This window comes from Pseudoalteromonas sp. Of11M-6 (assembly GCF_022347905.1).
In the GTDB taxonomy this organism is placed as follows: domain Bacteria; phylum Pseudomonadota; class Gammaproteobacteria; order Enterobacterales; family Alteromonadaceae; genus Pseudoalteromonas.
In genome coordinates, this window is record NZ_JAKRFW010000002.1 from 59226 (window position 1) to 81664 (window position 22439).

20 protein-coding genes are annotated in these 22439 nt (G+C 42.6%); 6 read left to right on the forward strand and 14 right to left on the reverse strand.

Features of this window, described 5'->3' with window-relative positions:
- The first annotated feature begins 109 nt into the window (after window positions 1-109).
- Entirely contained in the window at window positions 110-577 is a 468-nt protein-coding gene (locus MHN32_RS01525) for a helix-turn-helix transcriptional regulator (protein WP_239420727.1), read from the forward strand.
- Window positions 578-752: 175 nt separating this feature from the next.
- Here MHN32_RS01525 and MHN32_RS01530 read toward each other — a convergent pair whose 3' ends face one another.
- The 5 genes from MHN32_RS01530 to MHN32_RS01550 form a co-directional block, all read right to left on the reverse strand.
- Window positions 753-2240, reverse strand: a complete 1488-nt coding sequence (locus MHN32_RS01530; protein WP_239420728.1) for an SEC-C metal-binding domain-containing protein — start codon at window positions 2238-2240, stop codon at window positions 753-755.
- A 303-nt stretch (window positions 2241-2543) separates the two neighbouring features.
- Window positions 2544-2894, reverse strand: a complete 351-nt coding sequence (locus MHN32_RS01535) for a hypothetical protein (RefSeq protein ID WP_239420729.1) — start codon at window positions 2892-2894, stop codon at window positions 2544-2546.
- Window position 2895: 1 nt separating this feature from the next.
- A complete protein-coding gene (locus tag MHN32_RS01540; protein ID WP_239420730.1) occupies window positions 2896-3450 on the reverse strand; it encodes a hypothetical protein in 555 nt (184 codons plus the stop codon).
- 43 nt (window positions 3451-3493) lie between these two features.
- Entirely contained in the window at window positions 3494-3790 is a 297-nt protein-coding gene (locus MHN32_RS01545; RefSeq protein WP_099029194.1) for a hypothetical protein, read from the reverse strand.
- Between the two features lie 206 nt (window positions 3791-3996).
- Window positions 3997-4254, reverse strand: a complete 258-nt coding sequence (locus tag MHN32_RS01550; RefSeq protein WP_239420731.1) for a hypothetical protein — start codon at window positions 4252-4254, stop codon at window positions 3997-3999.
- A 194-nt stretch (window positions 4255-4448) separates the two neighbouring features.
- Between MHN32_RS01550 and MHN32_RS01555 the strand changes: the two genes are divergently transcribed.
- On the forward strand, window positions 4449-5462 hold the full coding sequence (locus tag MHN32_RS01555; RefSeq protein ID WP_239420732.1) for a putative phage abortive infection protein: 1014 nt from the start codon (window positions 4449-4451) through the stop codon (window positions 5460-5462).
- Window positions 5463-5771: 309 nt separating this feature from the next.
- Here MHN32_RS01555 and MHN32_RS01560 read toward each other — a convergent pair whose 3' ends face one another.
- Window positions 5772-6971 (reverse strand): site-specific integrase, encoded by a 1200-nt coding sequence (locus MHN32_RS01560; RefSeq protein ID WP_239420733.1) that lies wholly within the window; start codon window positions 6969-6971, stop codon window positions 5772-5774.
- 122 nt (window positions 6972-7093) lie between these two features.
- On the opposite strand from MHN32_RS01560, the gene sbcB reads away from it, so the two are divergent.
- Window positions 7094-8563: an exodeoxyribonuclease I gene (gene sbcB / locus MHN32_RS01565; protein WP_239420734.1), complete on the forward strand. Its 1470-nt coding sequence runs from the start codon at window positions 7094-7096 to the stop codon at window positions 8561-8563.
- A gap of 574 nt (window positions 8564-9137) precedes the next feature.
- On the opposite strand, the gene MHN32_RS01570 is transcribed toward sbcB, so the two are convergent.
- The 5 genes from MHN32_RS01570 to MHN32_RS01590 all read right to left on the reverse strand — a co-directional run bounded on the left by MHN32_RS01570 (window position 9138) and on the right by MHN32_RS01590 (window position 16550).
- Window positions 9138-11039, reverse strand: a complete 1902-nt coding sequence (locus tag MHN32_RS01570; RefSeq protein WP_275440109.1) for a propionyl-CoA synthetase — start codon at window positions 11037-11039, stop codon at window positions 9138-9140.
- 713 nt (window positions 11040-11752) lie between these two features.
- The gene (locus MHN32_RS01575; RefSeq protein ID WP_239420735.1) at window positions 11753-12418 is read right to left on the reverse strand and encodes a GntR family transcriptional regulator; all 666 of its coding nucleotides are present in this window, start codon (window positions 12416-12418) and stop codon (window positions 11753-11755) included.
- Between the two features lie 630 nt (window positions 12419-13048).
- Window positions 13049-14545 carry an aldehyde dehydrogenase (NADP(+)) gene (locus MHN32_RS01580; protein WP_235367479.1) on the reverse strand — a complete coding sequence of 499 codons (1497 nt, stop codon included), beginning with the start codon at window positions 14543-14545 and terminating at the stop codon, window positions 13049-13051.
- Window positions 14546-14629: 84 nt separating this feature from the next.
- Complete coding sequence (locus MHN32_RS01585; RefSeq protein WP_211868853.1) at window positions 14630-15631, reverse strand: 4-hydroxyproline epimerase; 1002 nt, start codon at window positions 15629-15631, stop codon at window positions 14630-14632.
- Window positions 15632-15635: 4 nt separating this feature from the next.
- Window positions 15636-16550: a dihydrodipicolinate synthase family protein gene (locus MHN32_RS01590; protein WP_211868845.1), complete on the reverse strand. Its 915-nt coding sequence runs from the start codon at window positions 16548-16550 to the stop codon at window positions 15636-15638.
- A gap of 228 nt (window positions 16551-16778) precedes the next feature.
- On the opposite strand from MHN32_RS01590, the gene MHN32_RS01595 reads away from it, so the two are divergent.
- From MHN32_RS01595 to MHN32_RS01605, 3 genes are all read left to right on the forward strand, one after another.
- On the forward strand, window positions 16779-18014 hold the full coding sequence (locus MHN32_RS01595; protein WP_239420736.1) for an FAD-dependent oxidoreductase: 1236 nt from the start codon (window positions 16779-16781) through the stop codon (window positions 18012-18014).
- 16 nt (window positions 18015-18030) lie between these two features.
- Window positions 18031-19242: a Xaa-Pro peptidase family protein gene (locus tag MHN32_RS01600; RefSeq protein WP_239420737.1), complete on the forward strand. Its 1212-nt coding sequence runs from the start codon at window positions 18031-18033 to the stop codon at window positions 19240-19242.
- Window positions 19243-19357: 115 nt separating this feature from the next.
- Window positions 19358-19669, forward strand: a complete 312-nt coding sequence (locus MHN32_RS01605) for an antibiotic biosynthesis monooxygenase (RefSeq protein ID WP_239420738.1) — start codon at window positions 19358-19360, stop codon at window positions 19667-19669.
- 1 nt (window position 19670) lies between these two features.
- On the opposite strand, the gene MHN32_RS01610 is transcribed toward MHN32_RS01605, so the two are convergent.
- From MHN32_RS01610 to sucC, 3 genes are read right to left on the reverse strand one after another with little or no spacing between them, the layout of a single operon-like run.
- Window positions 19671-20288: a cyclic nucleotide-binding domain-containing protein gene (locus MHN32_RS01610; RefSeq protein WP_239420739.1), complete on the reverse strand. Its 618-nt coding sequence runs from the start codon at window positions 20286-20288 to the stop codon at window positions 19671-19673.
- 41 nt (window positions 20289-20329) lie between these two features.
- Window positions 20330-21202, reverse strand: a complete 873-nt coding sequence (gene sucD, locus MHN32_RS01615; RefSeq protein WP_010371451.1) for a succinate--CoA ligase subunit alpha — start codon at window positions 21200-21202, stop codon at window positions 20330-20332.
- Entirely contained in the window at window positions 21202-22368 is a 1167-nt protein-coding gene (sucC, locus tag MHN32_RS01620) for an ADP-forming succinate--CoA ligase subunit beta (RefSeq protein ID WP_010371452.1), read from the reverse strand. The genes sucD and sucC overlap by 1 nt, the downstream gene beginning before the upstream one ends.
- Between the last annotated feature and the right edge of the window lie 71 nt (window positions 22369-22439).

Here is a 22439-nt window from a genome sequence, read left to right on the forward strand (position 1 = left end):
GCTCTTATAAAAGTGCTTTAAAGCTCCCGAAACTGAAAATTTAGTAGCTTTAAAAACCAAAACAGTAACTATAGATACCATTTGTGTAATTTAGGTCGTTATGAGTACCATGTCAAGCCATGTCGGTGAAAAAATAAAATTAATACGAACCACTCTTGGGTTATCACAAGCAAAGTTTTGCGAATTACTTGATATAGGAATTGGAGGGCTTAAAAAATATGAGCTTGGAAGTTCTGAACCTGGCTACTCAGTCATCGAGAAACTGGCAAATAATAAGGCAACCAGCATTTACACTATGTGGTTGTTGACTGGGAAAACGCACCCACAAATTGGACAGGTTTCTCCAGGTGATAGCCAGAGTAAACATGATGCGACGATTTCAGAGTCTGAATTTGAGGATCAATTTGTAGATAAGGTAGCTCAATCACTTTTAATGTTCTGTCATTTAGACTGGTTTAAACCGAACGTTGAAAAGCAGGTCGACTTTGATGACTGTGGAAAGTTAATTCTAAAAGATGTTAAACCTTTGCTAGCCGCAAGGTATGCAGGCGACCAAAGCTCAAGTAAAACAGCATAAAAAAGCCCGCTTTGAGCGGGCTATAATGTTATGTGAGTTGCGAAAGGCACCAACGTTTAAATAAGCTATATAGTATGTGGCTACACATCCCAAATTAAAAGCCATAGTCATTAAACTAGACCCAAACCGAAAATGCCAAGCATAATGAATTATTCTTAAGACCCTACTATACAATTTATAAACAGCACTTTTTGTACTTTTTACCAGATCCACAAAAGCATGGAGAGTTTCTTCCTATATCAGGTGACATATTGATATATGGACGATTACTATTATCAATGTGTTTACTATTTAACTTTTTTGTATAATTTAACACATTGTACTCTTTCATCATTTTTTTCGCGTAAACTTTTTCATCGTAAGTTAGCGGCTCATCATAGTGTACTGAGAATACATCTTCAGATCTAGTTTTAGAGTTTTGAGCTTCTGTAGCTATAACGATCACATGATTCGCTTGCGGATTTTGATACTTAGCCACAAGAGAGTATGCCTCAATAGCATTTCTTCTAGATAATCTGTACTCGGATTCACAAGAGATATCTTGCATTGAAAAAAATAGAAAAACATACAGTCTGTCTTTATATTGAGGAGAGAAAACAAGCCTTGCACTCCTAGCATCATGAGGGACAGTTCGAAACTTGTCTTGAAATGCTTCACTCAAAAATTTCCTCGAAACCCTATTTTCAGCAGCTAAATAGTTGACAGCTCTCTCGTGAATTTCAAATGGAAGATCAGCACCTAATCCAACCTGAGAACTTAATATATGCTCAGACAGTAAAGTTATTAACTGATCCCAGTAGAGACTTTTTTCCTTGAATTTTCTTAGACTGGACGCTAAATAAGAGGATTTATATTCTTCCCATCCCCCCTCAACAATTGTAATCGAGTACTCACTATATTTTCCATCTAATTTGGGAATCGCACCTAATTCTGTTTTATCTGGGTGTTGCAAATAATGGGCTAGCAAATCTTCCTCTCCAGCGACTTGCAGCAGAAAGCCACTCCTTATTGCGGATTCTTTCTCTTTCAAATAACGAGTAAAATCACTAACTGTATCAAGTTCATTGAGAAGCAAGTCTAGTGTAATCTCATCTAATATATGTATGAAAGTCTTTTCTGGGTTAAGATCGCCAATAACAAAAGGATGATTTAAATTTTCATTTTCATTAATTGAATATACTTGTAGTAAAGTACCAGAACCACCCTCTCCAAACTTAGAGAAGTAGTTCTTAGCAGGTAAAATACTATTTTTTGTTACCGCTACTAGGTAAACCTCCAATTTATTTAAAGAAATATTAATAGGAAATTGAGCTTGGTTCTTTTTATCTAAATACAGTCTTTTTGGATGCTTCCTAATCCAAGATTCAGCACCGTATAACTGTGCCGCTGACTTTATCACTGATTTTTTAAACCATCTTTTCCATGCAATATTTATATCTATATTGACGTTGAAATTTATATCTTTATCAGAAAAGATAATGACCTTATTATCGAATACAACCAAAAGGTCACAGAGTTCTTTACCTTCGTTATTTTTGCTGAACCCTTCGTCAGTATAGACATTCGGATAGCTCCATAAGCCTAGAAAAGTACGCTCTGATAACTTAGCCAAATACCTTTCACTTTCGGTGATACCATCTTCTTTTATTGTTGGCTTTAACATTTATTATTTACCATCGAATGAACCGGAACAATGTGAAAAATTTATAGAGAGTAAATTAAATATCTTTCTACCGTTAGCATAGTCACAGCTGTCATTATCACATTAATAACAAACTCCTGTTTTGCTTACCCCTGACAATGTTACATTAGGTTGCTCAGGGCTGTGGTTAGCAAATGGATTAACTAGGTCAACTTTCTATATATACGTGCAGTTTATTTCAAACGGGGTTTATTAAAAAGTGTTAATGTCAGCTGTTCGCTCGTATCAGCCCAGTCAGTCTGAACTATTACAATTCAGATAATTTTACTTTACAGCTTTAAGCATTGGCCGTTCTGCTTTAGGCCACAGGTCAATCGGCTTACCAGCCGTGGTTAACACGTAGTTTTTAACTTTATGATGTGCCACAACTGTTTTTTCGTATGAAAGTAATTTATTAGGTTCTGTAATAGCATCGTGTACTTCATGTAGGATGTTATGTGAGGTAAAAGCTATACTTTCTGGCTCTACTTTCTCCTCAAACGTCTCTAGCAACAAACTAACTTGCAGTCCTGCTTTTTGTTCAATACCTTGATTACCATGCCCTTCTGCTAATGTTAGGGCTGTTCCAAAAACTAAGACCAGTTTGCCAATTAACATTGCTACTAACAATTCCATTTTATACTTCCTTAATTCTTTTGAGATTTGCCAATTTACTGATTGGGTAAACTGCAACAGCTGTTAATGTCATTAGATTAAGCATGACAACGCCATACTTATAGAGCGGAGACAACAGGTTTGAGTCCAACATTCCTCTTGATACAAACTGCATTAGCTGCAACGAGGTCATTAAAAATGTAATGTACAAACATCTTCTGGCGGTTGGTGAAAAGCTACAACCCCTTATCTTATGGAGCCCAAAGAGAGTAACAGCAAATAACATCGAACAGGTGAACATACTAAAATAGAAAAACTGTCTAAGTTCTAGCTTCTCCATACCTTCAATTGTGACTATATGTTGCGCCAAATTGGAGCTGATAAAGTGAAATACCATTACTGTTAGTGCAGATAAAAAGCATGAGTGCAATTCGTGATCCTGAATAGTTTTTAGGCTACTTTTTCCGCCAAAAAACAAGCTCCACTTTCTATTTTTAAATTTAAATAGTAGGTATAAAACAATTAGGATTTCTAAAACTCTAATTGCTCCCCCAGTGAACACAAAAAAGTCTGTCATGCTTTTCCTTAAACTTCTTTATCAAATGCTACGGTAGGCTAGCTTAAAACTTTGGCGGTTCTATACCACCGCCTCCACCACTACCATAACTAGCAGCAGTATAATTTTGTCTCTCAACTTTTGGCGGCTCAATGCCATCACCACCACCGCCATTGCCACCCATTACTTTTGAGAGCATTGAGTGTTCAATAACCGTTTTCGACTCAGCAACCTTAGCGATTTCTGCGCGCGTTATTGTGCTTTGGTTAGTGTAGCTTGGCGGCTCAATACCACCGCCGCCGCCACCGTTACCACCTGTTATGCATTTCAATTCTTTCACATCAAGTGATTTGGAGTTCATTTTAAATCCTTATTTATTAAAGTTGATTAATCCTTACACTTGTTCACGTTATGTTAATATAATTAACACTGCATGACAACAAGCAAAGTTAGTTTATCGCAATCAATAGGCGGGCTACAAGCCAAACACTGTTTAAAAAAACAGTGTAATTTTAGCTGTAGCCACACTCATCTTAATTGCATTACTCGGTAAATAGAAATGAACATCTATCGCCTAGCATTGTACCCATCAATACGTACCAACGAATTTAAGCCCATGTATCTTGCTTGCTTAAATTTATATGGATACCGCTTAGCAATTTGTACCAACTTTTTACAAGGCACACCCGTTCTCAACGCCAATAAAATTATGGCTGTTGGCCGTTGCTCTGTTTGTTGAATTAAAAATGCGTACTCTTGGTTAGGCAAAAGTGTATCGCTGCTAGATTTGCTGACTAGGGAAAGTAGGTTTTGTAAGTATTTCATCATTCATCCTTGGGTTGTAATGCATAGTCCACATGCTTGTTTAAAACCTAGTCCAAAATGACATAATCTGCAAAGCTAGCGGCTTGTTACTTTACGTAACTGTCTGAAAATACAGTAACACCGTAATAATCAAATGTTTTATCATAAAGAGATGTAGCAATTTGGCGCTACTTCTAGAAAGTAAAGGAATTATATTGAAACGGTTAAGTTATTTGATCTTCGGGTTGGCGTTTGCTGTTGCGTGCATCATGGTCGGGCTCTACATCAACAAGTTTGGGTTCGGGTTTGCAAAAACCATTTCTGATTGGGGGGCGGTTGGTGACTTTTTTGGTGGTGTACTCAACCCTACTTTTGCATTACTTAGCTTAATTTTGATCGCTTATACTCTAGTACAAAACCAGAAGGCTTTAGCACAAAGTGAAAAAACTATCGCGCAAGGCCAAGAAGCAATTAAGCAAAATGAACAAGCTCTTAGAGTAAGCAATGAAGAACTAAAATTAACACGTGACGAGCTAGCGAGTTCCTCAAAAGCACTAGAGGAACAAGCTAAGCTATTAGCTGTTCAGAGCTTTGAAACGACATTTTTTAACATGCTTGAGCTACACAGTAAAATATTGAACGATATTTATTACTGTCCTGATGCTGATCGTGAGTATTTGAAATCAAGGATAGTCCCTGATGACTATCCTTTTGAACAAAATAAACGCTTTGGAATGTACTCGCTTAAAGCGATTAACACAGCGCTTGAGAAAGGGGCTGAAGCCGCCAAAGCACCGATAGATGTTCTTTTCAGAACCTTTAATAAGAAACACGAGTACTTGTTTGCGAGTTACTTCCGTAATCTTTATGAAACTCTAAACTTTATCAGAAGTTCATTACTAGAAGAGGGAAAACAAAAAACGTATGGCAATATTCTACGAGCGCAACTCTCAAATGATGAACTTGCTTTGTTGCTTTTGTACTGCGAGTGTCACAAGAAACATACCAGCCAATTTAGAGAACTTATCATCGATTTTGAACTATTTGAACACTTGAACTGCACCTTTGATGGACCTTCTTATATTTACACTAGAGCTCCAAGTTTCAAGCTGACAACAAAAATGCTTAATAATTATTTCGTGATTGAAAACGATATAGTTACTAAATCCGCCTTTGGCAATAACAGTGGAGCGAAGGAGTTTGTAGAAAGTGTTTTGACTAACTCTTAGAGATACGCTGACAAAAAAAACCTTAAGAACTTGCAGGTTTCAGTTTTACCAGAGCCATATACTCCATCTAAATTTATAACTCTGCTATGGCTTGTAAGAAATGAGCTAAGGAACTCTCCATACTCCCGACGACCATTTAGACATGTGTCCCAGTTGTACTGTTCCACCCACGATTTGTATTTACTTGCGAAACTAGAGATATCCATTCAAAAGACCTTAAAAGCTAAAATTCTACAACTTATGCTATCTTTTATTCTTAAAGATTTATAGCTAATTAGCTGCTATATTTGCTCCTAAGTATACGCCCCACTACAAGTTATTAATCTCTTGTTCAATACATTGCCAATAGAGCTCGTATGCTTCTCGCTGATCATTGATATAGTCATGCTTGTTATATACGGCCATTACACCACGCATTGCATGCCCCAGCATTTTTTCAGTTACATGCGGCAAAACGCCTTGCTCACTTAATAGCGTACTTAACGATCGTCGTGCATCGTGTGGCACAAACTTCGGTATTTTATATTTTGTATTTAGGTGGTTCCACATTCTGTCACAGAACTGGTTAATTGAATGGACTGTGGTTGATTTTGAAAGGTTTGCACCAGGGAACACAACTCCTTGGCGGCCATAAACTAAACCTTGATTGTTTATTATTGATAGCAGTTTTTTTGTGAGCGGTCTTCTAATTGCTTTATTCGTCTTGGAGTTTTCAGGGGGAACTGTCCATGTGCCACTTTCTAGATCTATGTGCTCCCACCGCATTAACCTCACCTCTGACTGCCTTGCTCCGGTAATAAATATAGCTTGTAAACATGCTTTGGTTGTTGGTGTTGCTTTCGACTGCTCAATTTGGCGCCAGAGTAATGCAATCTCTTTAAATGTTAGCCAGCGTTGCCCTTGAGTACTTGGCTCACCAACATGCTTAGTTTTTAAATCTAAAATAGGATTATTATTGGGTATTTCGCCACGCATAGCAGCCCACCTTATTGCGGACTTTAATCGTATTAAAATGATCGGCGCTAGCTTGGCTGAGCCTTCACTTCTTACAAAATCAAAAAACTTGTGCCAGTCTACAGGTGACATGTCTTCCGCTGGTTTTTCTGTTAGGTGCGGCAAGATCCATTTATTGATGTTGTTTGCGTATAATATTTGCGTCTTTTCTTTGAATTTAGATTTCTCAGCGTCAAACCATGCTGCGGTTATCTGAGCAGGCGTCCGTCTAGCTACATCTCCTTGCCTACGTTCTTTAAGTTTTACTCGCGGATCTTCCCCTGCCGCAATCCAAGCTTTTAAGAGTGACACTAAATCTTGTGCGTCTTTTACAGATAAGTCTGGGTAATAACCAATCGTGACAATCTGCTGACTTCTAAGGTATCTAAAACGATATTGCCAGGCTACCGTTCCGTTGCTGTTACGTCTTACTCTTAGTCCGTCTCTATGCGATAATACGATAGGATCTTTTTTCTTGTTTACTAGCTTTCGCAGCTTCGCGTCTGTTATTGCCATAGTTACCACGATATACACACTTGGTAGTTTTGATATACACACTTATATACACACTTGTGCATAATTGCAAGAAACATGGAAAAACGAAGAGAAAACAAAAACAGCAATAAGCCATTGATTTTATGACGAATATGAGCCAATCAGAAACATCAGGAAACGACCAGAATACACCCACTATCTATTGGCACGACTACGAGAGCTGGGGTGCGACGCCGCAAAAAGACAGGCCAAGCCAATTTGCTGGGATCAGAACGGATCTGGACCTCAATATTATTGGTGAGCCACTGATTGAGTATTGTCAACCAGCGCCTGATTATCTCCCGCATCCTCAAGCCTGTTTAGTCACCGGGATCACACCACAGTTAGCACTAAAAAAAGGCCTGACCGAGGCCGAGTTTATGGCAAAGATCCACGCTGAATTTGCAAAGCCACAAACCTGCGTTGCTGGATATAACAGTATTCGGTTTGATGATGAGCTAACCCGTTATAGCCTTTATCGTAACTTTTATGACCCCTATGAGCGTGAATGGCAAAATGGCAATAGCCGCTGGGATATCATAGATCTAGTTAGAGCCTGCTATGCGCTTCGCCCTGAAGGGATTGAATGGCCAACCCGTGAAGATGGTAACCCTAGTTTTAAACTGGAACACTTAACCGTCGCCAATGGCATTGAGCACGGCGCCGCGCACGATGCATTGAGTGATGTTACCGCAACGATTGCGCTGGCAAAACTGATTAAAACCAAACAGCCAAAACTGTATGAGTTCTACTTTAATCACAGACATAAAAAAGCGGTGTCGAGCCTAATCGATGTTTTCAATATGCAGCCTTTAGTACACGTTTCTTCTATGTTTCCAGCGCAACAAGGTTGCACCACTTGGATTGCCCCGATGAGTTTTCACCCGGTCAATAGCAATGCCGTGATCTGCTTTGACTTAACACAGTCGCCGGAGGTATTGAATGACCTTGACGTTGAGGCACTCAAACAACGGCTTTATACAAAACGCAGTGAATTGGGTGATGATGAACTACCGGTTGGATTAAAACTAGTACATATCAATAAATGCCCGCTGGTTGCACCAGCTAAGACCCTCTTGCCCGAAAATGCAGCAAGGCTTGGAATTGACCGCGAGCAATGCCTCGAAAACTTAAAATATCTTAAGGCCCGCTCTGAATTAAGGGATAAAGTTGCAGAAGTCTTTAGCGATGAAAAGGGATTCGAGAAACCAAGTAATCCGGATTATCAACTCTACGATGGTTTCACCAGCAAGGCCGATAAAGCCAAATTTGCAATCATTCGCAATGCATCGCCTGAAGAGTTGGCAACCATTAAACTGGATTTTGAAGACAGTAAATTTAACACGTTGCTGTTTCGCTATCGAGCAAGAAACTGGCCGCAGACGCTCTCACCTGTAGAGCTTGATAAATGGCGTAAATACTGCCAAAACAAGTTGATGCATAATGAAGATAACCCTTCAATTTCAGCCGAAGATTTTATGCTAGAGCTTGAAAATTTAGTCGCAGAGAATGAAGGTAATGAGCACAATATGCAGATCTTAAAAGCGCTTTATCATTACGCTCAAAGTTTGTAGTTAATGCCGTAATAGCCCGCACCGCTTGGCGCTAATATGAAATGCTGACTTCGTCGATAAACAGCAGTGCGGCTTACTAATATAATTTGCATTGGCAAAATATTCGTTCTGCTTGTGTTGAAATAACCCCTCGAAGAAATGAAGAGTTTATATTGCATTAATACCAATTCGCTTAATTAAGTGACTTATTTTGAGGCGAGAAGATCTTGTCGATAATCAGGCAAAAATTCTATTTAACCTGAGGTTTGGATAAGGAATGAACTGACTCACTGTTTTTTTAATCACCTTAAACTATCTTCTTACCTAGCCAAAGAGTTTTGGGGATAACTCCGATCTCGCGTTCTGCTACCGCACTGGTACCTACATCCTTGTAGGCAAGGCAAATTTACGGCCCAATAGCTGGGCTATTGGAAGTGAATTTAACGCAGTTAGCGCTAAAACAGGCTGCTAGAAAGGCATTAATTATCCGAAGCTCAGGTTATTTAGTGTTCTAAATAAGAAAGCTTTAACACCGTTAGCGTCAGGTTTGCTTCTTCAAATTGAGCAAGTATTAAGACCAATTGGTATAATTCTCTCATCTATTATGGTGTTGGCATGTATTCCACATTAGCTGTAACTCTTCAATAATGGTGGGGTCGTCAATGGTAGATGGCACGATGATGTCTTCACCGTCCACCAGCTGGCGTAGGTTCTTTCTGAGTATTTTACCTGAACGGGTTTTGGGTAAACGCTCAACCACTTTAATGGTTTTAAGACAGGCAATCGCACCGATTTTTTCGCGGATCAGGCTTCTTATTTCCTCTGCAATGGCTGTTTCTGTGGTGTTTACGCCATCTTTCAGTACCACCATGGCAATAGGCACTTGGCCTTTTAGCTCGTCTTTACCGGCAAACACGGCGCATTCTGCAATTGCATTGTGGCCTGCGACGATCTCTTCCATTTCACCGGTTGACAGTCTATGCCCGGCTACGTTTATTACGTCATCGGTGCGGCCCATAATAAACAGGTAGCCGTCTTCATCAAAATACCCGCCATCGCCAGAGAGGTAATAGCCGGGGTATTGTGATAAGTAACTGCCTTTAAAGCGCGCCGTGTTATTCCAAATAGTGGTTAAACAACCGGGAGGGAGTGGTAATTTCACCGCAACAACACCTTGTTGATTGGCCTCGCAAGGACTGCCGTCCACATCAAGGATCTCGACTTGATAGCCCGGTGTGGGAACAGTGGCACTGCCCGCCTTTGTTGGCATCAATTCAATTCCAACTGGGTTAGATGCAATTGCCCAACCCGTTTCGGTTTGCCACCAGTGGTCAATTACCGGCAGCTTTGTGGTGGACTGTAGCCAATCGTAGGTAGCAGGGTCAAGTCGTTCACCAGCTAAAAATAGCGCTTTTAGACTGCTTGTGTTGTAGTTAGCCAAGAGCGCAGCGCTCGGATCTTCTTTTTTAATGGCACGAAATGCCGTAGGTGCACTAAAAAGTGCAGCCACTTGGTATTCTTCTACCACTCGCCAAAACGCCCCTGCATCTGGGGTTTTAATCGGTTTACCTTCGTATAATACGCTAGTGCAACCATAAATCAGTGGGCCATAAACAATATAAGAATGGCCCACAACCCAACCAATGTCAGATGCTGCCCAAAATACTTCGCCGGGCGCCATGCCGTAAACGGTTTTCATACTGTAGTTTAATGCCACAGCATGACCGCCCTGCTCTCGCACTACTCCTTTGGGTGTACCTGTGGTGCCAGAGGTATACAAAATATAAAGCGGATGCGTGCTTGGTAGCGGCACGGCATCAAAGGGTTCTGGCGTGTTTGCCACCACCGCCCAGTCTAAGTCTCTTGGCGATGACATCTGCGCTTGGTATGCTTCACGCTGTAACACAACGCAATGTTCAACTTGATGCTTTGCCAGCGACAAAGCCTCATCCAGCATAGGCTTGTATTCAATAGTGCGGCCTATTTCAATTCCGCAAGAAGCACTGATCACTAGCTTTGGTTTAGCATCATCTATTCTCACCGCAAGCTCATGAGGTGCAAAACCGCCAAACACCACTGAATGAATAACACCCACGCGCGCGCAAGCAAGCATAGCAACGACCGCCTCAGGCACCATGGGCATATAAATTACGACTCTATCCCCTACGCTTACACCAAGCTGATTTAAGCCTGCCGCAAAATGGCTCACTTGAGAGAGCAACTCGCGATAGCTAATTTTGCGTTTGGTATTCGTCACCGGCGAGTCATAAATTAATGCTGTTTGCTCTCCTCTCCCTTGGTGTACATGATGGTCGAGTGCCACATAACTGGTATTCATCAAACCATCGCTAAACCAATGACTCAACCCCTCTTGGTCTTGGCTATGTCCGATTTTTGGTGGCGTGTGCCAATCAAGCCGTGTCGCTTCTTTAAGCCAAAACGCCTCTGGGTCTTGGGTAAATGTGTGGTATGCCTGTTGATAGGTTATTGTTGTCATAATAAGTTACTCAGTTTCGCTGGAACTTAGTAAAGATAGATAAAAAACCGCCAAGTTTTGATGAGACTTTAGTCTTGCGAGGATGATGTGGATCAAGGTTGGGACAGTTAGATACGATTATGGTTTGTATGGGGGATACAATAGCTTAGCTAATGTACATTTCCAAAGTTAAGCTTACTTTCTTTTAGAGTTAAGAAAGTGCCTTTGGGAGTCATCTACTCGCTACGAATAAATTGCCCTACTTTTTAACAAAGAAAGTTGGTGGATGTTTGATTAATCTGGTACTAATATGAAACAGAATGAGGCGATTGCAGGTGTTACTGTTTACTGTTAGTTTGCTCTGCACGCTCAAAGTTATTTAAAAAATAAAGGATTATTTCTATGTCTCCCCCTAAAAAGCTAAACAATCAGTTTCTTGGAAAAAGTATTGCAGTTGGCGCAGTTATTGGAACTACAATAGGTGTTATGGTTGGCGTAGCGTTTAACATACTAGCTTTTAGTGTGGCAATAGGTGCGGCTTTTGGGTGTAGCCTTGGAGTTGCAGTATGTGCCGCCTTTACTCAAAAGAGTTAGCATAAGTTAAAAGATAACCTTAAATGAGCACTTGCTCTTGCAAGCAAATATAATCACAGCCCCCTGAACAATCGAGCCGCCATTGGAATATACGTGACGATTGTTCAGATATCCGCCGAAGCCTACCCCACCAAGTTTACCTACTGCTCGCTTTCAAGCTTAAGCAGCAATGCTTTGATATCATCTTTTGCGCCAGTAATATGTTTTTTCAAAAAGTTACATGCCCCTTTGGTATTTTTATCGCGGCACAATTCCAATAGCTGGCGGTGTTCATCTGGTGCGGTTTTAATGCCACCTGCAAGTAGGATATGCATGCGCACATAACGCTCGGAATTTTTACTGTACACATCCACCAGCTCACGAGTCTGTGGGCGCTGTGCTTTGCTGTAGAGTTTGCTGTGAAATTCGGCGTTAAGCTTGCCAGTTGCCAGTTGTGTATCGCCAGCAGCCATTGCTTCTTCAAGCTCGGCTAAGATGGCTTCAGCTTCTAGCAAGTCGCGCGCCGTTAATCTATCGATTGAATGGCATAAAAGCTCGGCTTCCAACAATGCGCGTAGGTCAAAAATTTCGTCGATTTGCTCAGCGCTTAAACGTGTGACCGTCGCGCCTTTGTGCGCTTCAAAGTTAACTAAGCCTTCGGCTTCTAGTTGCAGCAGTGCTTCTCTAACGGGAATACGACTTACATTTAACTCATCTGCCAGCGCGGCTTGCCTCAGCGGCTCGCCCGCTTTGATTTCGCCTGTGAGGATTTTTTCACGAATTGCTTCAGCAACTAATTGAGTTCGAGTTTTATGTACAATCGCCATAGTATTTAGTAATTATTGTTTTATGAACTCATTATAAACGCATCTGAGTTCAAATTGCATGTTTGTCTTGATTAATTACAGAGTCAAGTGTTGAGTTACCAACAGCTGAGCAAACCTAGATTTATGTTTATTGTACTGAGTTTCGTTTTATAGTTTACTCGTAGATGAAGAGACATATTTGTTCCTCGTTATTAAATCGCACCGGTTAACATTGTATGAGGAGCGACACATATAACGGTGACTTTATGAATGAACACAAGTCTCTAGTGCGTAATCGAAGCTTCCCCCAGCATCTAAACAATTGTCAACCGCCATAAAATTACTGGTCAGGGCAAAAAATATAACCGTACCGACTAGCGCTATGACTCCTAAAGCCAGCGCTAGTTTGAACTTGTGCTTGTTTGAGTTAATTAGTGAATTAGGCTTTTTATCTGTGTTTTTATAAACCATGAATGCTATCACTTTTCCGATTATTGTTATGAAAAGCGGTAACTTATCACTCTACACATATCTGCTCAAGCGAAAACCTCCTAAGTATCTACCTACGATGCAACCTCGCCATAAGCACTAAAACCACCTTAAGTTCAATACATTAGAAAAGCCCATAGCAATGCTATGGGCTTGGTTTGCTTAACTTTGTATACAAATTGGTCTTACGAATCGTTTTAGCGCTTCTAACCCTACCGACGTTGAACGTACATCAGTTGATGACGGGAACGGCCCGCCATGGTTCATGGTGGCACACACTTCAACGCCCGTTGGCATTTGCCCATAAATCAATCGACCTACGCGGTATTGTAACGCCTCTATGATGTCTTCGGCTTGATGTAAGTCAGAATCAGTGCCATGAATACTGGCGGTGAGCTGCCCATCTAAGTCTGCGATTAAGTCCTCAAGCTGCGCTAAGTCGTCATAGCTCACCACTAAAGCACTTGGCCCAAAGACTTCTTCTTTAAGCCTCTCGTCAGATACAAAACTTTTGCTATCCGTTGAAAACAAGTGCGCGTTGGCGTGAAACGGCTGTGCTTGCTCACCAGCGCTCAACAACGTTACTTGAGGGTGTGCTTTTAGCGCCGCAGTGCTGTTTTGATAAGCTTTTAAAATGCCAGGGGTTAATAAGGTATCGGAAGGTGCTGCGCTAATATTTTGCTTAGCTGTCTCGATAAATGTTTGTGAATGATTGCTTGGCACCAACCAAATACCGGGGCTAGTACAAAATTGACCATTGCCCATAAGTAAAGACTGGACAAATTGTGCACCAAGCTCTGCGCCTTGCGACTGTATTTTTTCAGGTAAGACAATTTGCGGGTTTACGCTGCCAAGCTCACCGTAAAGCGGGATAGGTTCATCGCGCTTCGCTATAGTGCCCTGCAATGCTTTTGCGACGCCAAAGGAGCCCGTAAATCCAACCGCTTTGATAGGCTCAGCTTTAACCAGCCGATGCGCGACATCGTACGCTTTCGCTTGCAGCATTGAAAACACCCCGCTTGGCATATCACATTTGCTTATTGCTGCAGCAATGGCCTTGGTCATTAGCTCACACGTTGCCGGATGTGCTGGGTGACCTTTATACACCACGGGGCAACCAGCGGCTAACGCAGCTGCAGTATCGCCTCCAAGCGTTGAGAAAGCGTAAGGGAAGTTTGATGCACCAAACACCGCAACAACGCCAATAGGAATATGCTTAAGCTGTGTTTTTGGCTTAGGCAGCGGCGTGCGATTTGGGTCCGCTTGCTCTTCCTTAGCAAGGCAAAGCTCAGCTAGGTTATCTCTCAGCGCTGCAGCAAATGCGTTTAATTGGTTTACCGTGCGGCCACGCTCGCCCTCGAGCCTTGCCCTTGGCAGGTTAGTTTCTGCCATTGTTGTGGTTATTAGCCCATCACCTAAGGCAAGAATTTCTTGGGCTATGGTTTCTAAAAACTCTGCTCGAGCAGTCATCGACGTTTTACGATAAGCCTTAAAAGCCTGCTCTGCCGCATTAACAGCTTCCTCTACTTGTACTTCACTAGCGTTAAAAAATGCTTGCGTCAGCGGCTCATTGGTTGCTGGGCAAAACGCGTAAAACGTTGTTGCCGTTTGTGCGGCTTGCCACGCACCGTTAATGTAGCTCTTTCCTGATAAATTCATTGTTAGCTCCTGTTTTCTTTCAATCTTAATGGCTAGGGCCTGTTGATCATTCAAGTTTGTTTTTGCAGCAAAGGTCAACAGGCCCTAGAGCACCTGAAAACCAAATGCATACGGATCTTCGTCATCTACAGTGATACAATTACTCCCCGTTTGACGTGCCCAACCTTGAATACTTGGCAAAATTGCAGCTTTTCCCGCGACTTCAGTTGTGCCTTCAACCTTACCGATAAATTGGCTGCCTATGATGCTCTCGTGAACAAAAGTGTCGCCATCTTTTAGCAGTCCTTTTGCAAACAGCTGTGCCATGCGTGCACTTGTGCCGGTGCCACAAGGCGATCTATCAATCGCTTTATCGCCATAAAATACCGCGTTTGCAGCATGACTATCTGGATGTTGTGGCTTGCCTGTCCATAACACATGGGAGGCGCCACATACAGAAGAATCTTCGGGATGAATTGGATTTATTTGCGCGTTAACTGCCGCGCGCACTTTGGGGCTCCATGCCAATAATTTAGCAGCGCAGCTTTGATCCACACCAGCAAATAGACTTTGAGGCTCAACAATAATGTAAAAGTTACCGCCGTAGGCAATATCAACGATGAGCTCCCCTAGCCCATCAACATGGACAGGCACCGCTTGGTACGCCAAAAATGCCGGCACATTGTAGAGCTTTACCCAAGTCACTTTATCTGCCTTCATCTCATAATAGGCATTCACGCGCCCCGCAGGGGTGTCAAGCTTGAGTACACCATGTTCCTTTGGAGTTATAAGACCGCTTTCAAGGCCAAAAGTGACTGTCCCGATAGTGCCGTGCCCACACATCGGCAAGCACCCAGAAGTTTCGATAAATAGGATTGCCACATCCCCATCAGCAGTGGTCGGTGGATATAAAAAGGCACCCGACATCATGTCATGGCCCCTGGGCTCAAACATCAGTGCGCGCCTTATCCAATCGTAGTCGCGTAAAAAATGTTGGCGCTTTTCACTCATGCTCTCGCCCAAAAGCGGTGGATGACCACTCGTGACCAAGCGCACGGGATTGCCACAGGTGTGGCCATCTATACAATAGTAGGTGCCTAAAATCATACGCTTAGTCCAAGTTATATTGGCTTAAGTCAATTCGATTTGCCATCGCTTCATCGTACAAACGACTCACGTAAGCTTTTTGCTCTTGGGTGAGTGGCAATCTTGGAGAACGAGTCACTTCACTACCGCGTCCAGCCAAATGTTCTGCATATTTGATGCACTGCACTAGTGTCGGAATAGTATCTAAGCGTAGCAAAGGTAAAAACCAACGCCACAATGCGCGCGCTTCCTCATAGCGACCTTGTTCAGCAAGTTTATAAATAGCCACTGACTCGCGTGGGAATACATTGGTTAATCCCGAGATCCAACCCGTCGCGCCAAGCATCAGGCTTTCCAGTGCGATATCATCAACACCACCAAATACCACGTAGCGGTCGCCAAATGCGCTAAACAGCTCGCTAATACGGCGGGTATCTTCCGTTGCTTCTTTTACTGAAACAATATTGGACTCCTCAGCTAAGGTTTTCATGCCTTCAATAGACACATCGACACCGTAGGTCACCGGATTGTTGTAAATCATAATAGGTAATGCCGTGCTTCGCGCTACCTGTTGGTAATGATGAATCGCTTCGCACTCGGTTGAGCGGTAAACCATCCCCGGCAATACCATTAGTCCATCTATGCCAAGCGCTTCTGCATCCTTGGCAAACTCGACAGCAAGCGCAGTTGTGGTCTCAGCCACACCGCTAAGTAGTGGCACTCTATCACCTACCACTTCTGTTGCCGCTTTTAAAACTTGGCGTTTCTCGTCAGCCGTGAGTGAGCAGTTTTCACCGACGGTGCCTAATACTATGATGCCATGAACCCCTTCGTTAATCAGGTTATCTATCATCTCTTTGGTGGTATCAAAGTTGATGCTTTCGTCATCATGGAATTGAGTGGTTACTGCTGGATATACACCCTGCCAATTTACGTTCATGGTTCTCGCCTTTCATTAGGTTGTTTAGTTATTGTGCTTGCCATAATAGGTATATTGTATACAATAATCAATATTCAAAAGGGAGATTTTTTAACCATTAGCTCAAATGACTGACTTAAACGTCTGTAATCTTATGATTTATAAGTGGTAAATTTTTTCTTTTTGGTATTTAAACGAGACCTGATTGATGTCTATGTGGAAATACAATTTAGGATGGAGAGGTAAATTGTGGAAAGTAATAATAAAATTGCAGTGATCGGTGCAGGGATCATTGGGATAACCACCGCGCTGCAATTAGCTAGACGAGGCCACGCTGTTACCTTGCTCGATAAAAATCAGCCCGCAGAGGGATGCTCCAAGGGTAATGCTGGGCATTTTGCCACGGAACAGGTATTTCCAATGGCAGACGCAGCTTTACTAACAAAGGTGCCTGGCATGTTAGTCAATCCGGTGGGGCCTTTGCGAATTGAGACCATCTCTTTGCTCAAAAATATGCCTTGGTTTGTACGATTCTTAAAGCAAATGAAAAGTAGCTGTTTCCACAAAGGTACAATCGCACTTAGAAGTTTAAATGAACGCGCACTACCCGCATACCAGCGTTTACTTGGTGATAAGTATCACACACTTATATCTAGCAACGGCAGTTTACTGGTATTTGAAGGTGACGAAAGCTCTGCCCGTAAAAGTTATAACAAATACACCGAACAAGACATCTCAGTGAGCTTACTTACAGGTGATCAAGCCCGAGAAATGGAGTCGAGCCTATCGAGTACCATTACCTCAGCACTGTATTTTGATAAAGTCGCGCATAGCACAGATCCCTACGCCCTTTGTTTGACTTTATATGAGCAGTTTATGCAGCTAGGGGGAGCATTCAAACAAGCCTCAATCGACAATATTATCCACACAGAGCATGGCTATACACTTCACTCCAAAAGCCACAAGATGACCTTTAACAAAGTAGTTGTAGCAACAGGAGCGGCAAGTAAAACACTCTGTGCGTCTTTAGGTTACTCACTGCCCATGATTGCCGAGCGTGGTTATCACAACATGTTGGCAGTGAAGAATACGCTTACACGACCTGTTGCATCAAGTGAGCGAGGGTTTATCATGACGCCCATGTCACAAGGTTTACGACTGGCCGGCACGGTAGAATTTGCCACACTGGATAGTAAACCCAACTACAGCCGTGCTCGTGCATTATTACATCACGCAAGCATTCTATTAAGGCAAACTCTGCCACAACACAGTGAGGCGCTTTGGGTTGGCTGCCGCCCCTCACTCCCAGATTATTTACCTGTCATCGGACAAGCGCCAAATCATCACAACCTATATTTTGCACTGGGTCATCAGCACTTAGGACTGACCCAAGCCGCAATTTCAAGTGAATGTATCGCAGATCTTATTGACAACAAGCCCAACGACATCGATCTTACTCCCTTTAGTATTGCTCGATTTAATTAGCTAAGGATCACAATAAATGAAAGGTATTGCATACCAGAGCGCGCAGCAAGCGCTAGATAACTTAGAAAATATGACCAAAGGTGTAGCGCCAATTGCCGAAAGCGAGTATTTAGCAAGAATAGAAAAAGCTCAACAATATATGCAGCAAAACAACATTGATGCACTCTATTTAAATGCTGGTACAAATTTAAAATACTTCACTGGTTTGCAATGGTACGCCAGTGAGCGTTTGGTCGGTGCTATTTTACCCGCCAATGGACAAGTTCAGTTTATCGTCCCGTTTTTTGAAATTGGCTCTATTAAGGATTATTGGCTGATTGAAGGCCCTATTCATGCTTGGCAAGAAGAAGAATCTCCTTACGAGCTCGTTGCAAACGTACTTAACACACTCAATATTGATAGCACAGGCACACTCGCCATTGATGAAAGCACCGCGTTTTTTGTTGCTGATGGGATCAGACTCGCGGCACCTGAGCTTTCGCTTATCAATGCAAAGGCAGTAACCGCGCATTGTAGAATGCATAAATCGGCCAATGAAATTGCCCTTATTCAACGTGCAATGGACATGACACTTGCCGTACATAAAGCAACAGCATCTATGCTGTATGAAGGGATCACCACAACCGAAGTTGAAGCCTTTATTAATGAAGCGCACAAAAAAGTGGGGGCACCGGGCAATTATTTTTGTATTGTGCTATTTGGTGTGGCGTCGTCATTCCCACATGGTGTAAAAAATCCACAAACGCTGAAAAAAGGCGATGTGGTTCTCGTCGACACTGGTTGTAAGTTACACGGCTATCTTAGCGATATCACCCGTACTTATGTTTTTGGCGACCCCAGTGAAAAGCAAAAGTCCGTTTGGCAAATTGAGAAGCAAGCGCAAATTGCAGCATTTAATGTAGCCAAAATTGGTGCGCCCTGTGGCGCTGTTGATAAAGCCGCGAGAGAGTATATTGCCAGCAATGGGCTCGGTCCTGATTATCAACTACCAGGTTGCCCACATCGCACTGGGCACGGTATCGGCTTAGATATCCACGAATGGCCTTATTTAGTCAAAGACAACCCAGAACCGCTTGCAGCTGGAATGTGTTTTTCAAATGAACCGATGCTGGTTATTCCTGATGAATTTGGCATTCGCTTGGAAGACCATTTCTATATGACCGACGATGGTCCACGTTGGTTTACTGAGCCTGCGCACAGCATAGACAATCCTTTTGGGGTTGAGTGATATTAGAAATAAATGATGAGTTGCTCTGATGAGGAACTCATCATTTATTGTGATTGATTAGAGCACAGGTTAATTGGTATAAACATAGCATCTACAATTTACTGCGCTACAACTTATGATTGCAACTACTCCACCACCACCCTATTACGCCGTAATTTTTACCAATATAAAAAATGAAGACGACGAGGGCTACGCCCAAACCGCGTCTAGAATGGTCGAGCTTGCACAGCTTCAACCCGGTTTTTTAGGATTAGAATCTGCGCGTGAAGAGGTTGGGATCACCGTTTCTTATTGGCAAGACCTTGAGTCAATCAAAGCATGGAAAGCCAATGCTGAGCATATTGAGGCGCAAAAAAACGGCAATAAAAAATGGTATCAAAGCTATACAACTCGTATCGCCAAGGTAGAGCGTGAATATAGTCTTTGAGCTAACGCTTAGTTGTTGTCGCTTGCGCTTTGTTTACTCGCGACTTTAATCGTGATAGCCCTTGAGGTGTAACGCCCAAATAATTAGCCAGATCATAATTTGCTAAACCATTAACCCAATGCGGACGTTTGTCACGCAAAAAACAATATCTTTGCTCCAGCGTATTTAGTAGTAGAAAAGCTTCTTTTGCTTCTTTAAATAGCAACTGCTGTTCTAATAATTTTAATTTAAGTGCGCGAAGAGTATCTTGTTCTAATTCGGCTAGCGGAACGAGTACCAACTCCACATCATCCAGCGCAGAGATTTGATAGAAGCTAGGAGATTTTTGGATCCATTCAGCAAATAAAATACAAAGTTCACCAGCAAAATAGAACTCCTTATGTCTTAGCTCCCCTGTTTCATTTACAACCGATGATACAAGCTTACCAGAGCGGATAAAAAAGCCATGACGTTGCACTTGCCCTTGTTGCAATAATATTTCATTGCGGCTGCAGCGCTTAGTGTCGAACGTTGGGTTTTGCTGAGTAAGTGTTAATAATTCATTTTTTGTGGCTTCACAAAGCTGACCGAGTTTATGAAAAGGCATAATCCCCTCATGCAATTGGTATAGCGAGATCAAAAAAGGCTCCTTGAGGAGCCTTTTTAACGTGTGGTATTAACTTACCAACCCGCTTTCTCTTTTAGTGCAGAACCGATTTCTGCAAGAGAGCGAACTGTTTTAACACCCGCAGCTTCAAGCGCTGCGAATTTCTCGTCAGCTGTACCTTTACCACCTGCGATAATTGCACCAGCGTGACCCATACGCTTACCTGGAGGAGCTGTAACACCTGCGATGTAAGAAACAACAGGCTTAGTTACGTTATGCTTGATGTACTCAGCCGCTTCTTCTTCAGCTGTACCGCCGATCTCACCGATCATTACGATAGCTTCAGTTTGCGGATCGTTTTGGAACATCTCTAGTACGTCGATGAAGTTAGTGCCTGGGATTGGGTCACCACCGATACCAACACAAGTAGATTGACCGAAGCCAGCGTCAGTTGTTTGCTTAACTGCTTCATAAGTCAAAGTACCAGAACGTGACACGATACCTACTTTACCAGGCAAGTGGATGTGACCTGGCATGATACCGATCTTAGTTTCACCTGGAGTGATAACACCTGGGCAGTTAGGACCAATCATGCGAACGCCAGTTTCTTCTAGCTTCACTTTAACATCAACCATATCTAGTGTAGGGATGCCTTCAGTGATACATACGATTAGTTCGATACCTGCGCTGATCGCTTCAAGGATAGCGTCTTTACAGAATGCAGCTGGTACGTAGATAACAGATGCAGTTGCACCAGTTGACTCTACCGCTTCACGTACTGTGTTAAATACAGGTAGACCTAGGTGAGTTGTGCCGCCTTTACCAGGAGAAACACCACCAACCATTTGCGTACCGTACTGGATAGCTTGCTCAGAGTGGAAAGTACCCTGACCACCAGTGAAACCTTGACAGATTACTTTAGTATCTTTGTTAATTAGTACAGACATTATTTGCCCTCCGCAGCAGCAACTACTTTCTCAGCAGCGTCAGTTAGTGACTCAGCTGCAATGATGTCAAGGCCAGAGTTAGCTAGTACTTCACGACCAGCTTCAGCGTTAGTACCTTCAAGACGTACAACTACTGGCACGTTTACGCCAACTTCTTTAACCGCACCAATAATACCTTCAGCGATCATGTCACAACGTACAATACCACCGAAAATGTTAACTAGTACTGCTTTAACATTGTCGTCAGAAAGGATGATCTTGAATGCTTCAGATACACGCTCTTTAGTCGCGCCGCCACCAACGTCTAGGAAGTTAGCTGGCTTGCCGCCGTGTAGGTTTACGATGTCCATAGTACCCATCGCAAGGCCTGCACCGTTAACCATACAACCAACGTTACCGTCTAGTGCTACGTAGTTAAGCTCAAAGCTTGCTGCGTGTGCTTCACGTGCGTCTTCTTGTGAAGGATCGTGGAATTCGCGGATCTTAGGCTGGCGGAACAATGCGTTGCCGTCTACACCGATTTTGCCGTCTAGGCAGTGTAGGTTACCAGCGTCTGTGATCACTAGAGGGTTGATTTCTAGTAGAGCAAAGTCGTGGTTGATAAACATTTGCGCTAGACCCATGAAGATCTTAGTGAATTGCTTAACTTGAGTTGGGTTCAAACCTAGTTTGAACGCTAGCTCACGACCTTGGTAAGCTTGAGGACCTACTAGTGGGTCGATCTCAGCTTTATGAATTAGTTCAGGCGTTTCTTCTGCAACTTGTTCAATTTCTACACCACCTTCAGTTGATGCCATGAACACGATTTTACGTGAACCACGGTCAACAACAGCACCTAGGTATAGTTCATTTGCAATATCAGTGCAGCTTTCTACTAAGATTTTAGCAACAGGCTGACCTTTCTCGTCTGTTTGGTAAGTAACTAGGTTTTTACCTAACCAGTTTTCAGCGAATGCGCGGATTTCGTCTTTGCTGTCTGCAAGTTTAACACCGCCAGCTTTACCACGGCCGCCAGCGTGTACTTGACACTTAACAACCCACTTGTCTCCACCGATTTTACCAGCAGCTTCAACTGCTTCTTGAGGTGTATCACAAGCAAAGCCTTCTGATACAGGTAAACCATATTCGGCAAAAAGTTGTTTTGCCTGATACTCATGCAAATTCATGATGCTTTATCCAATTTTTTATACTAAAAAAGCTGAATATTTATGCAAATAGTCAGCTATCCCAAATTGCG

Bases quoted from the DNA above. Each gene is read 5' to 3' on its own strand.
- MHN32_RS01525 (WP_239420727.1), top strand. From the start codon at position 110: ATGTCAAGCCATGTCGGTGAAAAAATAAAATTAATACGAACCACTCTT.
- MHN32_RS01530 (WP_239420728.1), bottom strand. From the start codon at position 2,240: ATGTTAAAGCCAACAATAAAAGAAGATGGTATCACCGAAAGTGAAAGG.
- MHN32_RS01535 (WP_239420729.1), bottom strand. From the start codon at position 2,894: ATGGAATTGTTAGTAGCAATGTTAATTGGCAAACTGGTCTTAGTTTTT.
- MHN32_RS01540 (WP_239420730.1), bottom strand. From the start codon at position 3,450: ATGACAGACTTTTTTGTGTTCACTGGGGGAGCAATTAGAGTTTTAGAA.
- MHN32_RS01545 (WP_099029194.1), bottom strand. From the start codon at position 3,790: ATGAACTCCAAATCACTTGATGTGAAAGAATTGAAATGCATAACAGGT.
- MHN32_RS01550 (WP_239420731.1), bottom strand. From the start codon at position 4,254: ATGAAATACTTACAAAACCTACTTTCCCTAGTCAGCAAATCTAGCAGC.
- MHN32_RS01560 (WP_239420733.1), bottom strand. From the start codon at position 6,971: ATGGCAATAACAGACGCGAAGCTGCGAAAGCTAGTAAACAAGAAAAAA.
- sbcB (WP_239420734.1), top strand. From the start codon at position 7,094: ATGACGAATATGAGCCAATCAGAAACATCAGGAAACGACCAGAATACA.
- MHN32_RS01570 (WP_275440109.1), bottom strand. From the start codon at position 11,039: ATGACAACAATAACCTATCAACAGGCATACCACACATTTACCCAAGAC.
- MHN32_RS01575 (WP_239420735.1), bottom strand. From the start codon at position 12,418: ATGGCGATTGTACATAAAACTCGAACTCAATTAGTTGCTGAAGCAATT.
- MHN32_RS01580 (WP_235367479.1), bottom strand. From the start codon at position 14,545: ATGAATTTATCAGGAAAGAGCTACATTAACGGTGCGTGGCAAGCCGCA.
- MHN32_RS01585 (WP_211868853.1), bottom strand. From the start codon at position 15,631: ATGATTTTAGGCACCTACTATTGTATAGATGGCCACACCTGTGGCAAT.
- MHN32_RS01590 (WP_211868845.1), bottom strand. From the start codon at position 16,550: ATGAACGTAAATTGGCAGGGTGTATATCCAGCAGTAACCACTCAATTC.
- MHN32_RS01600 (WP_239420737.1), top strand. From the start codon at position 18,031: ATGAAAGGTATTGCATACCAGAGCGCGCAGCAAGCGCTAGATAACTTA.
- MHN32_RS01605 (WP_239420738.1), top strand. From the start codon at position 19,358: ATGATTGCAACTACTCCACCACCACCCTATTACGCCGTAATTTTTACC.
- sucD (WP_010371451.1), bottom strand. From the start codon at position 21,202: ATGTCTGTACTAATTAACAAAGATACTAAAGTAATCTGTCAAGGTTTC.
- sucC (WP_010371452.1), bottom strand. From the start codon at position 22,368: ATGAATTTGCATGAGTATCAGGCAAAACAACTTTTTGCCGAATATGGT.